This is a genomic window from Enterococcus sp. AZ119 (genome assembly GCF_050546175.1).
Classification (GTDB): domain Bacteria; phylum Bacillota; class Bacilli; order Lactobacillales; family Enterococcaceae; genus Enterococcus; species Enterococcus faecalis.
This window is the reverse complement of the sequence record NZ_CP172951.1, coordinates 1,310,793-1,327,115: the sequence shown is the minus strand read 5'-3', so window position 1 is coordinate 1,327,115 and position 16,323 is coordinate 1,310,793. Positions and strand designations below refer to the sequence as shown.

Annotated in this window: 13 protein-coding genes; 11 read left to right on the top strand and 2 right to left on the bottom strand. The window is 37.3% G+C overall.

The genetic code is table 11. The features are described 5' to 3' along the window. The first annotated feature begins 11 nt into the window (after positions 1-11). The 9 genes from eutH to IGL37_RS06370 all read left to right on the top strand — a co-directional run bounded on the left by eutH (position 12) and on the right by IGL37_RS06370 (position 12,180). Complete coding sequence (gene eutH / locus IGL37_RS06410; protein ID WP_002357520.1) at positions 12-1,112, top strand: ethanolamine utilization protein EutH; 1,101 nt, start codon at positions 12-14, stop codon at positions 1,110-1,112. Positions 1,113-1,124: 12 nt separating this feature from the next. Then, positions 1,125-1,568, top strand: a complete 444-nt coding sequence (locus IGL37_RS06405; protein WP_002357522.1) for an ethanolamine utilization protein EutQ — start codon at positions 1,125-1,127, stop codon at positions 1,566-1,568. Positions 1,569-1,656: 88 nt separating this feature from the next. Further along, the gene (locus IGL37_RS06400) at positions 1,657-2,085 is read left to right on the top strand and encodes a CoA-binding protein (protein ID WP_002360261.1); all 429 of its coding nucleotides are present in this window, start codon (positions 1,657-1,659) and stop codon (positions 2,083-2,085) included. Between the two features lie 204 nt (positions 2,086-2,289). Further along, positions 2,290-4,347 carry a DNA topoisomerase IV subunit B gene (gene parE / locus IGL37_RS06395; protein ID WP_002381887.1) on the top strand — a complete coding sequence of 686 codons (2,058 nt, stop codon included), beginning with the start codon at positions 2,290-2,292 and terminating at the stop codon, positions 4,345-4,347. A 12-nt stretch (positions 4,348-4,359) separates the two neighbouring features. After that, positions 4,360-6,822 carry a DNA topoisomerase IV subunit A gene (gene parC / locus IGL37_RS06390; RefSeq protein WP_002357527.1) on the top strand — a complete coding sequence of 821 codons (2,463 nt, stop codon included), beginning with the start codon at positions 4,360-4,362 and terminating at the stop codon, positions 6,820-6,822. 289 nt (positions 6,823-7,111) lie between these two features. Continuing rightward, complete coding sequence (gene pflB / locus IGL37_RS06385) at positions 7,112-9,358, top strand: formate C-acetyltransferase (RefSeq protein ID WP_002357529.1); 2,247 nt, start codon at positions 7,112-7,114, stop codon at positions 9,356-9,358. A gap of 76 nt (positions 9,359-9,434) precedes the next feature. Continuing rightward, on the top strand, positions 9,435-10,199 hold the full coding sequence (pflA, locus tag IGL37_RS06380) for a pyruvate formate-lyase-activating protein (RefSeq protein ID WP_002357530.1): 765 nt from the start codon (positions 9,435-9,437) through the stop codon (positions 10,197-10,199). 95 nt (positions 10,200-10,294) lie between these two features. After that, complete coding sequence (locus tag IGL37_RS06375) at positions 10,295-11,221, top strand: manganese-dependent inorganic pyrophosphatase (RefSeq protein ID WP_002360265.1); 927 nt, start codon at positions 10,295-10,297, stop codon at positions 11,219-11,221. A 71-nt stretch (positions 11,222-11,292) separates the two neighbouring features. Further along, positions 11,293-12,180 (top strand): DUF1803 domain-containing protein, encoded by an 888-nt coding sequence (locus tag IGL37_RS06370; protein ID WP_033917945.1) that lies wholly within the window; start codon positions 11,293-11,295, stop codon positions 12,178-12,180. Between the two features lie 58 nt (positions 12,181-12,238). On the opposite strand, the gene IGL37_RS06365 is transcribed toward IGL37_RS06370, so the two are convergent. Then, complete coding sequence (locus tag IGL37_RS06365) at positions 12,239-12,790, bottom strand: DUF2179 domain-containing protein (protein ID WP_002361848.1); 552 nt, start codon at positions 12,788-12,790, stop codon at positions 12,239-12,241. A gap of 180 nt (positions 12,791-12,970) precedes the next feature. On the opposite strand from IGL37_RS06365, the gene cls reads away from it, so the two are divergent. Then, positions 12,971-14,431: a cardiolipin synthase gene (cls, locus tag IGL37_RS06360; protein WP_033917946.1), complete on the top strand. Its 1,461-nt coding sequence runs from the start codon at positions 12,971-12,973 to the stop codon at positions 14,429-14,431. Positions 14,432-14,524: 93 nt separating this feature from the next. Here cls and IGL37_RS06355 read toward each other — a convergent pair whose 3' ends face one another. After that, on the bottom strand, positions 14,525-15,190 hold the full coding sequence (locus tag IGL37_RS06355; protein ID WP_010713385.1) for a cyclic nucleotide-binding domain-containing protein: 666 nt from the start codon (positions 15,188-15,190) through the stop codon (positions 14,525-14,527). Between the two features lie 196 nt (positions 15,191-15,386). On the opposite strand from IGL37_RS06355, the gene IGL37_RS06350 reads away from it, so the two are divergent. Continuing rightward, on the top strand, positions 15,387-16,310 hold the full coding sequence (locus IGL37_RS06350) for a phosphate/phosphite/phosphonate ABC transporter substrate-binding protein (protein ID WP_033917947.1): 924 nt from the start codon (positions 15,387-15,389) through the stop codon (positions 16,308-16,310). Positions 16,311-16,323: the final 13 nt, after the last annotated feature.

Below are 16,323 nucleotides of genomic sequence, written 5' to 3'. Positions count from 1 at the left end.
GAGGACGAGACATGAGCATTAATGAAATTATTATGTATATTATGGTTCTTTTCATGATTATTGGAGGAATCGATAAATGTATTGGCAACAAACTAGGTTTAGGGGAGCAATTTGAGGAAGGGATTATGGCTATGGGTTCTCTAGCGCTTTCTATGGTAGGGATTATCACTTTAGCGCCTGTCTTAGCCAATCTTTTAAGTCCGATTGTCGTTCCTGTCTATGAATTACTAGGGGCTGATCCAGCAATGTTTGCCACAACCTTATTGGCCAATGATATGGGCGGCTTTGCGTTAGCGCAACAATTAGCCAATGATCCGCAAGCTGGTTTATTTGCGGGGGCAATCTTAGGTGCAATGATGGGACCAACGTTAGTCTTTACAATTCCAGTAGCGCTTGGCATTATCCAAAAAGACGACCAACAATTCTTAGCAACAGGTGTTTTGAGCGGGATTATTACAATTCCTTTTGGTTTATTAGCAGGTGGTTTAACAGCGGGCATGCCATTGTCATTGATTATTCCTAACTTAATCCCAATTATTATTGTTGCTGCTTTAATTATTTTAGGTTTATGGTTAGCGCCAAAAGGCATGATTAAAGGCTTCCAAATTTTTGGTCAAGGCGTAGTGATTGTCGCTATCTTTGGTTTAGTTGTGGGGGCGATTCAACTATTATTAGGAATTACAGTGATTCCTGGTATTGCACCAGTTACTGAAGGAATTGAAGTCGTTGGTGGGATTGCTTTAACTTTAGCTGGCGCTTTCTGTTTAGTAGCAGTGATTACGAAAGTCTTTAATAAACCATTGATGAAACTAGGAAAAGTTTTAGGAATGAATGAAGTAGCGGCTGCAGGAATGGTTGCTACATTAGCTAACAATATTCCCATGTTCCAAATGTTAAAAGACATGGATAATCGAGGAAAAATTATTAATATCGCTTTTGCTGTTTCGGCTTCTTTCGTTTTAGGTGACCACCTTGGTTTTACTGCAGGCGTAGCAAAAGAAATGATTTTTCCAATGATTGTTGGCAAATTAGTTGGAGGGATTACCGCCATTTTTGTGGCTATCTTTATGGCAAATCGAATGCTAGGGAAACCCGAAACAGAAGTGAAATAATGAGGTGTAAATATGACAGAATTAAATCGTGAAATGATTGAAACGCTTGTTCGACAAATTGTCACAGAAAAATTAATGCCGACTAAACAAGTGGATCCAAGTGGAATTATGTCCATCAAATTACCCGAAATCGACGTAACAGAAGACGATCGCTTAGATACAGGCAACCCAGCGGACATTGTTTACACAAAAGATCTGTTTTCTTTAGAAGAAAGCCCGCGCCTTGGTTGCGGTTTAATGGTGATGAAAGATACCACCTTCGATTGGACACTAGAATACGATGAAATTGATTATATTATTTCAGGACAACTAGATATACTGATTGACGGACGTAAAATTTCTGCAACAGCCGGCGAAATTATTTTAATCCCGAAAAGTAGCAAAATTCAATTTTCAGTGACGGGTGATGCCCGCTTTGTCTACGTGACTTATCCAGCAGATTGGCAAAGCCAATAATTATTTTACCGGTATTCAGAGAATAATTTTGCCAAAACCCTTTACTCAGCGTTATAATAAATAAGAACGAAAAAAAGGGGTTGAGTGAATGACATTTGAGAATCCAAGTCAAAATCAAATTTTTGATATTTTAAAACAAGCAAAAAATATTGCGGTAGTTGGTTTGAGTAACAAGCCCGACCGCACGAGTTACAAAATTGCGGAAATTTTACAGCAACATGGCTATCGTGTATTGCCTGTCAATCCAGTTTTAAAAGGTGAAACGGTGCTTGGCGAAACGGTTTATGGGGCATTAACAGAGATTCCTGAAAAGATTGATATTGTTGACGTCTTTCGGCGGAGTGAATTTTTGCCAGAAGTGGCCGCAGAAACATTGAAAACAGAAGCGCCTGTCTTTTGGGCCCAACTAGGTTTGGAAAATGAAGAGGCAGCGAACTTGTTATTAAATGAAGGTCGTCAAGTTATTATGAACCGTTGTATTAAAATTGAATTGGCAAAAATGGCAGATGCTGAATAAACACGTGTAATTTTATAAAGAAAGAGCGTCCTGAACGGAAAGCTCTTTTTTTTTTGACCCAGATAGAGTATTATTGTAATGATGGTTTTAGAAGGAGCGAACGGAAAACGCAAGAAACCCGCTCACTCTTCTTCTAATTCTTTAAGAAATAGTTAATGTACGCTTATTAACTAAACGAGAATCTAAGTATAAGGAGTTTTTTCTTTGGCTAAAAAAATTAACAATGAGTACAATGATGCCTCTATCCAAGTCCTAGAAGGATTGGAAGCAGTGAGGAAAAGACCTGGTATGTATATCGGTTCAACCGATAGCCGTGGACTCCATCACTTAGTCTATGAAATTGTCGATAACGCAGTCGATGAAGCGTTATCTGGCTACGGGAATGAAATCAACGTAACTATCCAAAAAGATAATAGTATTTGTGTTGCAGACTCTGGCCGCGGAATGCCAACAGGGATGCATGCTTCTGGTATCCCAACAGTAGAAGTAATTTTTACTGTCTTACATGCGGGTGGTAAGTTTGGCCAAGGTGGCTATAAAACTTCAGGCGGACTCCATGGGGTGGGTGCCAGTGTTGTTAATGCCTTATCTAAGTGGTTAGAAGTTCATATTGTTCGTGATGGCGTAGAATACATGGAACGATTTGAGGACGGCGGTAAACCAGTTGGTACCTTAAAAAAAATCGGCAAAACAAAAAAACGCAACGGTACCTCCGTTACTTTTTTACCTGACGACACCATTTTCTCTACGACAAATTTTTCTTACGAAATTTTAGCAGAACGTTTGAGAGAATCAGCTTTCTTATTAAAAGGCGTCAAAATTACTTTAACAGATGAACGTGGGGAAGAACCCAAAGAAGAAGTCTTCCACTACGAAGAAGGCATTAAAGAATTTGTTGCCTATCTAAATGAAGAAAAAGATACATTAACACCCGTTGTTTATTTTTCAGGAGCCAAAGAAGGTATTGAAGTTGAATTAGCTTACCAATACAACGATGGCTATTCTGAAAATGTTTTATCTTTCGTTAACAATGTCCGCACAAAAGATGGCGGTACCCACGAAGTCGGTATGAAAACGTCAATGACAAAGGCGTACAATGAATATGCACGTAAAGTAGGACTATTAAAAGAAAAAGATAAAAATTTAGAAGGTAGCGACTTCCGTGAAGGCTTAGCAGCCGTCCTTTCTATTCGAGTACCAGAAAACTTACTACAGTTCGAGGGCCAAACCAAAGGGAAATTAGGTACACCTTTAGCAAGAACCGTTGTCGATAACGTCGTAGGCGAACAAATGGGCTTCTATTTACAAGAAAACAGTGAAATGAGTCAATCATTAATTCGGAAAGCGATTAAAGCCCGTGAAGCCCGTGAAGCGGCTCGTAAAGCCCGTGAAGAAAGCCGGAACGGTAAAAAACGGAAAAAAGGCGAATCGTTACTTTCTGGAAAATTAACCCCGGCTCAATCCAGAAATCCTAAGAAAAATGAACTATATCTTGTCGAAGGAGACTCGGCCGGTGGCTCAGCAAAACAAGGACGCGACCGGAAGTTTCAAGCCATTTTACCGCTACGAGGAAAAGTCATTAATACGGAAAAAGCGAAAATGCAAGACATCTTGAAAAATGAAGAAATCAATACTATGATCTATACGATTGGCGCAGGCGTTGGTCCTGAATTTTCAATTGAAGATTGTAATTATGATAAAATCATCATCATGACCGATGCGGATACCGATGGTGCCCATATTCAAGTGTTACTATTAACGTTCTTCTATCGTTATATGAAACCATTAATTGAAGCCGGCAAAGTCTACATTGCCTTACCACCTCTTTATAAAGTTTCTAAAGGAACTGGAAAAAAATCAGTCATTGAGTATGCTTGGACCGATGGTGAATTGGCAGAAGTGATTGATAAAGTTGGTAAAGGCTATATGCTCCAACGCTATAAAGGTTTGGGTGAAATGAATGCAGAACAACTTTGGGAAACAACGATGGATCCTGAAACTAGAACCTTAATTCGTGTTCGGATTGATGATGCAGCTCAAGCAGAACGCCGTGTGACCACATTAATGGGCGACAAAGTCGAACCTCGTCGAAAATGGATTGAACAACATGTTCAATTTACGTTGGAAGAAGATGGCAGTATTTTAGATCGTTCAGAAGAAGACACTTCTGCACCAACAGGAGAAAGTCTTCTAGATGCGGAAAAAACAAAAGAAGCAGAACAAACCGATGACACTGAAATCAGTTTGTTTGACATAGAGTAGGGAGTGACAATTTTGGAAAAACGCCAAGAAGTTCAAGAATTAACCCTTGAAGAAGTAATGGGCGATCGTTTTGGAAGATATTCCAAATACATCATTCAAGAACGGGCCCTACCAGATATTCGAGATGGGCTAAAACCAGTACAACGCCGCATTCTCTTTTCAATGAATAAAGATGGCAATACCTTTGATAAAGGCTTTCGTAAATCAGCAAAATCTGTCGGAAACATTATGGGGAATTATCATCCCCATGGCGACAGCAGTATTTATGAAGCGATGGTCCGTCTAAGTCAAGACTGGAAATTACGGGAAGTACTAATTGAAATGCACGGAAACAACGGAAGTATGGATGGCGACCCGCCAGCGGCGATGCGTTATACAGAAGCTCGTTTATCACAGTTAAGTGGTGAGTTGTTAAAAGATATCGACAAAAATACCGTCGATTTCGTCTGGAATTTTGACGATACAGAAAAAGAACCCACTGTTTTACCAGCCAAATATCCTAATTTATTGGTAAACGGCTCAACGGGGATTTCAGCAGGCTATGCAACAGAAATTCCTACGCATAATTTAGCGGAAATCATTGATGGAACTGTGTATTTAATTGATCATCCTAATGCAAGTTTAGAGAAATTAATGGAATACATTCCAGGACCAGATTTCCCAACAGGTGGGATCCTACAAGGAAAAGCAGAAATTAAAAAAGCCTACGAAACCGGCCGTGGTAAAGTAATTTTACGTGCGAAGACAAAGATTGAGCCCTTAAAAGGCGGCAAACAACAAATTGTCATTTCTGAAATTCCTTATGAAGTCAACAAAGCAACGCTAGTGAAGAAGATGGATGAAATCCGTTTAAATAAAAAAGTAGACGGCATTGCCGAAGTTCGTGACGAAAGTGACAGAACTGGCTTGCAAATTGTTGTTGAACTAAAAAAAGATGTCAATGCAGAAGGTATTTTAAATTATCTATTTAAAAACACTGAATTGCAAATCAATTACAACTTTAACATGGTAGCCATTGACAACATGACCCCGCAACAAGTGGGACTAAAACGGATTTTAGAAAGTTACATTACGCATCGCAAATCAGTTATCATTAACCGTTGTCAATTTGAGTTGGACAAAGCTCGCAAACGTGAGCATATTGTTGCTGGTTTAATTAAAGCATTGTCTATCTTAGATAAAGTGATTGCAACAATCCGTGGCAGTAAAGATAAAAAAGATGCGAAGAAGAACTTAGTATCCGACTATGCGTTTACTGAAGAACAAGCTGAAGCAATCGTTACTTTACAACTATACCGTTTAACTAATACAGATATTACTGATTTACAAGAAGAAGCGAAAACTTTAGAACAACAAATTGCTGAGTTATTGAACATTTTAAACAATGAAAAAGAACTATTCTCAGTCATGAAAAAAGAACTTCGCGAAGTTAAAAAGCAATATGGCAATCCGCGCTTAACTCAAATTGAAGAGGAAATCCAAGAAATCAAGATTGAAACAGCCGTGTTAGTTGCGCAGGAAGACGTGGTCGTAACCGTGACGCACGAAGGCTATATCAAGCGGAGTAGTATTCGTTCTTATACAGCATCAAAACCAGAAGAAATCGGCATGAAAGAAGGCGACTTTTTATTATATGCTGGCGAAGTCAATACATTAGATCATCTTTTACTAGTAACAAATAAAGGGAATATGATCTATCGCCCCGTCCATGAGTTGCCAGATTTACGCTGGAAAGAAATTGGCGAACATATTTCTCAAACCATTTTAAATCTTGCTATCGATGAATCGATTATTGCTGTATATCCTTATAAAGAGTTAAGTCCGACAAAAACCTTTGTTTTCATTACAAAAGCTGGCATGATTAAACAAACCAAAATGGCTGATTTTGAGCCTTGGCGCACTTATAAGAGCCGCCCGACATCTTGTATGAAATTAAAATCAGACCAAGATGAAATTACCAATGTTTATTTAACAAATGATCAAGACTTATTGGATGTTTTCCTCGTTAGCAATCGCGGTTTTGGCTTACGTTATCCATTATATGAAGTACCAGTCGTGGGTAGTAAAGCGGCTGGAGTTAAATCAATGAACCTCAAAGAAGACGATTATGTCGTTAATGGTTTGCTGGTTCATTCTGAAGGGGATACACCGATTGTCATCGTTACCCAACGTGGCGGTGTTAAACGCATGTTAGCCCAAGAATTAACACAATTAGGACGAGCAAAACGTGGATTAATGGTCTTACGGGAATTGAAGAAAAATCCACATCGTGTTGTCTTTATGTCTGAAAGTACCGATTTAGATTTATTAGTTACTACGCAAAAAGGCACACAAGAAGTTATTCAGTCGAAAAACTATCCAATCAGTGAACGAACATCCAACGGTTCCTTTGTCATCGATGAACAAAAAGATGGCCAAGTAATGGAAGTCCACGAGATGCATTCTGCAGTGATTGAAGAAGAACAAACAAACTAAACTGTGTTATAAATATCTCCACAGCAGCCATCTGTATTAATACAGATGGCTGCTGTTTTTAATACAGAAGTACATTTTTCACAAGTGATAACAACTATAAATCGTTCTTATTTTCACAAGTATAAATGTTTATATATCAGCATTTAGAATCTTTGCTCCCCATTTATTTATTAAGAAAGTGCAATAAATAATAAAAAAACGCTTGCATCTAAAAGGTTATGTGTTATACTAATCACATAAAGCTGTTACATACAATCAAGTAGCAGTTAACTAAGGAGGCAAACACTTCATGAAACAATGGGAAGGCTTTAAAGGCGACAAATGGAGAACAAGCGTTGACACTCGTGATTTTATTCAAAACAACTACACAGAGTACAAAGGCGACGACAGTTTCTTAGAACCAATCGCTCCGAGCACTGACAAATTATGGACAAAACTACAAGAATTATTTGAAATCCAACATGAAAAAAATGGCGTTTATGACATGGATAGCGATATCCCAGCAACTATTACGTCACATGAACCTGGTTACTTAATCAAAGAAGAAGAAAAAATTGTCGGTTTACAAACAGATGTACCATTAAAACAAGCATTTATGCCATTCGGTGGTATTAAAATGGCGAACAATGCCTTAGTTTCAAATGGTTATGAAACTGACGAAGAAATGACAAAAATCTTCACAGAATACAGAAAAACACATAACCAAGGTGTTTTTGATGCCTACACAGCTGAAATGCGTTTAGCACGTAAAAACAAAATCATTACTGGTCTTCCAGATGCTTATGGCCGTGGCCGTATTATCGGTGACTATCGTCGTATCGCATTATATGGTATCGACTACTTAATGGAACAAAAGAAAAAAGATCATGATAACACTGGTAACAAAGAAATGACAGACGATGTTATTCGCTTACGTGAAGAAATTTCTGAACAATACCGTGCGTTAAATGACTTAAAACAAATGGCTGCTTCTTATGGTTTCGATATTTCTCGTCCTGCTGCAAATGCGCAAGAAGCAATCCAATGGTTATACTTTGGTTACCTAGGTGCCATTAAATCTCAAAATGGTGCGGCAATGTCAATTGGTCGTATCTCAGCATTCTTAGATATCTATATCCAACGTGACTTAGAAGCTGGTTTAATCACTGAATTCGAAGCACAAGAAATGATTGACCATTTAATCATGAAATTACGTATGGTTAAATTTGCACGGACACCAGAATACAACCAATTATTCTCTGGTTATCCAATTTGGGCAACATTATCTATTGCTGGTATGGGTATTGACGGTCGTTCATTAGTTACCAAAAATGACTTCCGTATCTTACACACATTAACAAACATGGGACCATCTCCAGAACCTAACTTAACTGTATTATATTCTTCTCACTTACCAGAAGGCTTCAGAACATATGCAGCTAAAATCGCGAAAGAAAGCTCATCTATCCAATTTGAAAACGATGACTTATTACGTGAAAACTGGGGTTCTGACGACTGTGCAATCGCATGTTGTGTTTCTGCAACAGTTATGGGTAAAGATATGCAATTCTTCGGCGCTCGTGCGAACTTAGCGAAAGCTGTTCTTTATGCAATTAACGGCGGGGTCGACGAAAAAACTAAAATGCAAGTAGCACCAAAATATCGTCCAATGACTGGTGACAAATTAGATTACCACGAATTCATGGAACGCTATAAAGACATCTTAGACTGGTTAGCTGAATTGTATGTTAACACATTAAACATTATTCATTACATGCATGATAAATATGCATATGAAGCACCACAATTAGCTTTAATGGATACTGATTTACAACGGACATTCGCAACTGGTATTGCCGGAATCTCTCATGCGACTGATAGTATCATGGCAATTAAACACGGTGAAGTAGAAGTAATCCGTGACGAAGATGGTATGGCAATTGATTATGTACCAACAAAAGAATTCCCAACATACGGAAACGATAACGAAGAAGCCGATGCAATGGCTAACTGGATTTTAGATTACTTTATGACACAAATTAAACGTCAACACACATACCGTAACTCTAAACCAACGACTTCATTATTAACAATCACTTCAAACGTTGTTTATGGTAAAGCAACAGGGAACACGCCTGACGGACGTCGTGCTGGCAAACCTCTTGCACCAGGTGCGAACCCAAGTTATCAAGACGGTAAATTCTTAGGTGAGAAAAATGGCTTATTAGCTTCATTAAACTCAACAGCTCGTTTAGAATATACAATCGCTTTAGATGGTATTTCTAATACACAAACCATCAACCCTAATGGTTTAGGTAAAGACGACGACACAAGAATTAACAACTTACGTAACGTATTAGATGGCTACTTCGATAAAGGTGGTTACCACTTAAACGTAAACGTATTTACAAACGAATTATTATTAGATGCACAAGCACATCCAGAAAAATATCCAAACTTAACTATCCGTGTATCTGGATATGCCGTGAAATTCCGTGACTTAACTCCTGAACAACAAGCAGACGTTATTTCAAGAACTTCACACGACAGACTATAAAAAACATTTACATTATTTAACTGAAAGGGTGACATTTAACGTGTCATCCTTTTCGTTTGAAAGAAGAGGGATCATTATGACAACACCAGTTACAGGTAGAATTCATTCAACAGAAAATTTTGGTACCGTTGATGGCCCAGGTGTCCGTTTTATCGTATTTACACAAGGGTGTCGCATGAGATGTCAATTCTGTCATAATCCAGATACTTGGAAAATTGGTTCCGGTGGTCGTGTGGTGACGACTGACGAAGTATTAGAGGAAGCATTACGTTTTCGCTCTTATTGGGGCGAAAAGGGTGGTATCACTGTCAGTGGTGGTGAGCCGCTATTGCAAATGGACTTTTTGATCGATTTATTTAAAAAAGCCAAAGCACAAGGCATTCATACAACCTTAGATACGTGTGGCAAGCCTTTTACTCGGGAAGAACCCTTCATTAGTCAATTTGATGAATTGATGAAGTATACAGATTTACTCTTATTTGACATCAAACATATTGATAACGAGCAACATAAACTGTTAACAACGCAATCAAATGATAATATTTTAGAGATGGCTACCTATTTATCTGAAATTGACAAACCTGTTTGGATTCGCCACGTATTGGTGCCTCAACGTAGTGATTACGACGAATATTTAATCCGTCTGGATGCCTTCATAAAAACATTAAACAATGTAGATAAAGTTGAAGTGCTTCCTTACCATACGATGGGCAAGTACAAATGGGAAGAACTAGGTATTCCTTATCCATTAGAAGGAATTGAGCCTCCTAAAAATGATCGTGTTGAAAATGCGAAAAAACTACTACATGTCGAGGACTATCAAGGTTATCTAGCACGTTAACAAACGAAAAAATAGAAAAGAAGACAATTTTTTTGTTGTTTCTTTTCTATTTTTTGTTATCATTAAGAGTGAATCAAAACCAAGGAGTGTGTATTATGTCAAAAATTTTAGTTTTTGGACACCAAAATCCTGATACAGATGCTATCGGAGCAGCAATTAGTTTTGCTTACTTACAAAAAGAATTAGGAAAAGAGACAGAAGCTGTCGCTTTAGGAACACCAAGTGAAGAAACTCAATATGCCTTAGATTATTTTAATATTGAAGCACCACGTGTTGTCACTGAAGCAGCTAGCGAAACAAACCAAGTCATGTTAGTGGATCATAACGAATTCCAACAAAGCATTTCAGATATCGCTGAAGTAAACATTTTAGCAGTAGTGGATCATCACCGGATTGCCAACTTCGAAACAGCAGATCCATTGTATTATCGTGCAGAACCAGTAGGGTGTACCAGTACAATCATCTATAAAATGTTTAAAGAAAATAACGTGACAATTCCAGCTCAAATTGCTGGTATGATGGTCTCAGCGATTATTTCTGATACATTATTATTTAAATCACCAACTTGCACACAAGAAGACATCGATGCAGCGCACGCCCTAGCTGATATTGCTGAAATCAATTTAGAAGGCTATGGTCTTGACTTATTAAAAGCAGGAACAAATTTAAGCGATAAATCAGCTGAAGTCCTTTTAGATTTAGATGCTAAGAGCTTCCCAATGAACGGCAAAACAGTTCGCGTTGCCCAAGTAAATACCGTCGATTTAGCAGAAGTTTTAGATCGTCAAGCTGAATTAGAAGCAGCTATGGCCGCAGAAAATGCAGCCAATAATTATGACTTGTTTGTCTTAATTATTACGAATATCTTAGACAGTGATTCTGAATTATTAGCGATTGGTGCGGAACAAGCCAAAATTGAAGCAGCGTTCAATGTAACACTAGTTAACAATCGTGCGTTCTTACCCGGCGTTGTTTCTCGTAAAAAACAAGTAGTACCACAATTAACAGAAGTCTTTAACTAAAACCGTAAGCGCCTAAGCAACGCGATAAATTCCTTGTTGCTTAGGCGCTTCAATAGTAAAGGGGCGTTAACATGAATGATTTAGCAATTTACTATCATTCTCCGCAACAAACGAAACAATACAATCATTTGCTCAACCAATCACTTTTTTTCCCTCTTGTTACTTTTATGTATGAACATCGGGAAGAAAGAATCATTTTAAGACAATTAAAAGCGGCCTTTGCAACAGAAGCCAAGTTAGAACAATTTTTATCAGAAATGATTGATTGTCAGTTAATCATTCGGGAAAATCGTCAATATCGTTTGAATTTTCCTATTTATACGGCAGCTGAAGTTGCGAGTTTGACCTTGGCTGAAGACGAACTTCCTAAGCTTAAAGGAACTGTAACAGAGCAATTATTTTGGCTAGCTGAATCTTTTTGGCCACAAGTGTTTCCAGAAGAGGCAGACTATTTTTTTGGCGTGAGCGGTGGCCCCTCATTTTATCAAAAACAAAGATTGGCCTCGGCACAACTATCTATAATTACGCTTGAAAAAGAAAAGACAGAGGTTCCAACAATGCCTCGTTATTTTGATTATTTGGGCAAAGAGGAAGCCTTGCCAGAAGCCTTCAGCGCTTTATATGACTTGCTAGGGGACGTAAATCCTGAATACTATCTTTCGCAAGCGAGAAGAGTCATTAAACAAGCTCTGCGAGGCCGCAAAGTCAGTACTGTGCCTACTAATATTTTTCAAGAAAGTTTGCACTTGACCCAAGTGATTACGATTGACCAGGACCACTTAAAACTCCTTTTACCAGTAGCAACGGAACAAGCTGAGCCTTTAGAAGCACAGTCGGATATTCTAGCATTTTATTATGAAAAAATTGCTAACCGATCGGCCATCGAACGCTTAGTTTTTATGCAACAATTGATTGAGCAACTAGGTACGAACTCTCTAAGTTATCTTAGAATAAATTAAAGTTACGATAATTTTATTATGTAAACTAAAAATCAATAACAAGAAATGACGCCGCTTCTTAGTGAGAAATGGCGTCATTTCTTTTGCGAACTTTTTTCGTCCAAAAACCACCGGAAATGAACTTAGGCTCATAGGAAATGATAAATGCTCTCGGCTCTAATTGATTGATTAATTTGTACAATGTACGTTCGTTTTTTCTTGGGGAAAGGATTTCTAAAACCATTCGTTCTCCTTCGCGTCCGTAGGCGACACTTTGCGTAACACCATAGCCGTGTTCACGAAGTGTTTCTGGTAAATGAAATTGTTCAGTAGTAGAAGGGAGGATAACCGATACCATAATATAACCCAAGGCCAAATAGTCTTCGATTTTAATTCCTACACTAATGCCAACAGCGTAACCAAGCGCATAAACAAGTAAATTTAAAGGATTGTCTAACCGATTCAGAACCATACTTAGCCCTAAGACATAAATTGTTATTTCAGCCATACTAACCAGCGGTGCAATAACCCGATAACCTTTCATCGTTAACATAAAACGAATAGTATTTAAGGTAATATACGCAAAATTAATGATAAAAATCATAGCTAACATTTTCAAATCAACGACCATAAAATAAGTACCTCTTTTCAAAATCTTTACATCCAGCCCTCATTATAGTACAGAAAAACTGAGAATCAAAGGCGAAACACTTATAGAAATGAATTCTTTTTTGAATACTCGCTCATATTATTCGCCTAATTTAACTGTTATTTGATATAATCTTAGTATGAAGTAAGAAGGAGGTAAGCGATGAAAATTTTTGTTTGGATTTTGTTATTTTTATTAGTAATTAACGTTATTGCTGCCTTAATTACTGTTTTTAGAAAACCTCGTAGTATTTCCAGCGTTTTAGCATGGATGATGACGTTGATTTTCTTGCCTGGTATCGGCTTTATTATTTACTTATTCTGTGGGCGAGGTATCGATGGACAAGAAGTTTTTAAATTGTCTGATGATGAAAAACAAATGGTTCAACGAATTAAAGAAAAAGTGGACGTTGATAACAAAAAAGCAGGGCGCGATAAACGTTATGATTTACTTTATGATGCGAAAGTTTTAAATCGTTATTTCCGGAATATGGACGCATCACCGTTGGCCAAAAGAAATAGTTTGCAATTATTCACAGATGGCCAAGAAAAATTCCAAGCATTATTTGAAGATATTCGTGCAGCGAAAGAAACCGTTCATGTGGAATATTATGCGTTTTTTAATGACACGATTGGCAATCAATTTTTAGATGTATTAATCGAAAAGTTGCATGAAGGCGTGGAAGTTTACTTAATTTACGATCCTTGGGGTTCACCCGGCGCAAATAAAAAGTTTTTTGCTCGTTACGTTGACGCTGGAGGAAAAGTAGCTCCCTTTATTACTTCACGCGATATGATCCGTAAAACACGTCTAAATTATCACTTGCATCGAAAAATTGTTGTCATCGATGGCAAAATTGGCTGGACCGGCGGGTTCAATGTTGGGGATCAATATTTGAATGTCACCGAAAAATTTGGTTACTGGCGAGATACCCATATTCGTTTGGTCGGGACGGCCGTATTTTCATTGCAAGAGATATTTATCATGGATTGGAATGCTTCAGTCAAATATCCTGAAGAACGTATGACGTATCATGAAAAATATTTTAAATTACCGGAAGATCATGAAGTGGAGAATTTGTCCTTACAAGTTGTTTCAGATGGTCCTGATTCAGAAGAAGAAATTTTGAAAAGCGGGTTTGTTCGGATGATTTTTTCTGCAGAAAAGAGTGTCTGGATTCAAACACCGTATTTAATCCCTGACGATAGTATGATTAATGCGTTGTTAGTGGCGGTTCGTTCAGGTGTCGACGTGCGAATTATGATTCCTTGTATGCCTGACCATCCCTTTATTTACCGCGCAACACAATATTACGCGAATTACTTACACAAACGCGGCATTAAAATTTATATTTATGATAGTGGGTTTATTCATGCAAAAACAATGGTGATTGATGATGAATTAGCTATGGTTGGGACAACAAACCAAGATATTCGCAGTTATTCATTGAATTTTGAGGTAAGTACGTTTATTTACAATCCTGACATTGCGTGGATGTTAGCGCAAGTCTTTGAAGAAGATATAGAAAAAAGTGTCTTACTAACCGACGAGATAATTAAAAAACAAGGGTACTGGCTACGCTTCAAGCAAAACTTTTCACGCTTGTTGTCCCCAGTCTTGTAAAAAATATCTTTTAAACAGCTGTACGCTAGTCAAAGAATGATTAACTAATAAAAAACTAAGAAATTAGATAAAAATCTAATTTCTTAGTTTTTTTTATCGTTTCATTTTTGCTATATCTGTCAATTTTTCTGGATTAAGGATGAGGTACTCTTGTTGCTCTTTTTGAATGAGGCCCTCTTTTTTAAATTGTGTAATGAGGCGTGTTAAATGACGATAACTAACGTTTAATGTAGTTGCACAAGTGGTTAGTTTACAATTGAAATAACTATTCTTTTGATGCGCTAAAATATATTTTGCTAAGCGAACATCAACAGGCTCTATCAAAGAGGAAGCCAGAAGTGCACCAGAGTTAAGTCGCTCACTTAAGGTAAGGCAAATGGTTTGTAAAAAAAGTAAATCATTCTGTAACACTGTGCGGTGTTCATTTAACGGAATACATAAACAAAGACACGCAGTATTAGCCAAAACATTACTTTTTGGTGATTTTTTCCATAAAGAAGAGGCTTCGCCTAAGAGCGCAATTGGGTGAGTATAGCTGATGCAAACTTTCTGGTCTTCTAATGTAGGCGTATAAATCATAACATTTCCTTCCAAAAGAAAGTATAAATGATTAGAGGATTGATCGAGTTCAATTAAATGTTCGGATTTTTCAAATGTTACTAATTGGCCAATTTCTGCTAATGGTGTATCCATGTAACTCTGCAATTGATATAAATCAATATATTCTTGTAATTTCTGTCTATTTTTCAAATATTTCATAAAAACTGTCAGCACCTTTATTTATTGTTAGCTTCATTATAAAATATTTCCAGATGAAAAACGAATATTTTTTTGTTATTTTTGTTAATTGTATGTAAAGAAAGTGTAAATAAGGACTTGTGTCTCTATTTAATACTTTAAAAGTTTGCTATGATTTTCTTTGTAAACGAAACATTTATTTTTAGGAGGAGAAAAAATGCGTTTAAAAAAAGTGACATCAATTGTTTTGGGAAGTTTACTTATTCTAGGATTAAGCGGTTGTGGCATGAGTCAAGCAAAGAAAAAAGAAGGAACATCAGATAAATTAGTCGTTCAATTTGTGCCTACGAATAATGATGGCAGTATGGAAGCGAAGACAAAACCTTTTGCAGAATATTTGTCAAAAAAATTAGATCGTGAAGTGGAAGTAACCTTAGCAACAGATTACTCGACGATTTCTGAAGCAATGGATTCTGGAAAAGTCGATTTAGGAATCATGCCACCTGCAGCCTACGTACGTGCAAAAGATATGCACGCGGCGGAAGCGATTTTAACTTCACAGTTGAAAGATTATGATCAAAAAACAGGTGAGCCTTTAGACGATGTTTTAGCGACAACCTTTAAAGGTGAAGTTTTAGTCCGTAATGATAGTAATTTAAAAGAATTAAAAGATTTAAAAAATAAAAAAATCGCGACATTGAATCCTAATTCTGCAAGCGGCTATATTTATCCTGTCGCTGAGTTAAAAGATTTAGGAATTGATCCCGTACAAGAAGCTACTTTAACGACGGTAAATGATATTCCTAGCGAAATTACTGCCGTTTTAAACGGCCAAATGGATGCCGCCTTTGTTTTTGAAGGAGCGCGAAATGTTTTTAATGCAGCCTTCCCAGAGAAAGATTTAACCAAAGAATTACGTGTCCTTTATTTAACAAAAGGTGATATCCCTAACGATGCCATTGCAGTCAATCCCAAAATGTCAACTGATCTAAAAGAAAAGATCAAAGAAACCTTTTTAGAGATGAAAAATGATCCTGAAGGAAAAGAAGCTATGAGTTTATGGGGACATTTAGGTTATGAAGAAGCAGCAGATGATGCATATAATACAATCCGTGCATATACAGAAAAAGCAGCAGAATAATCACTAAGACTAA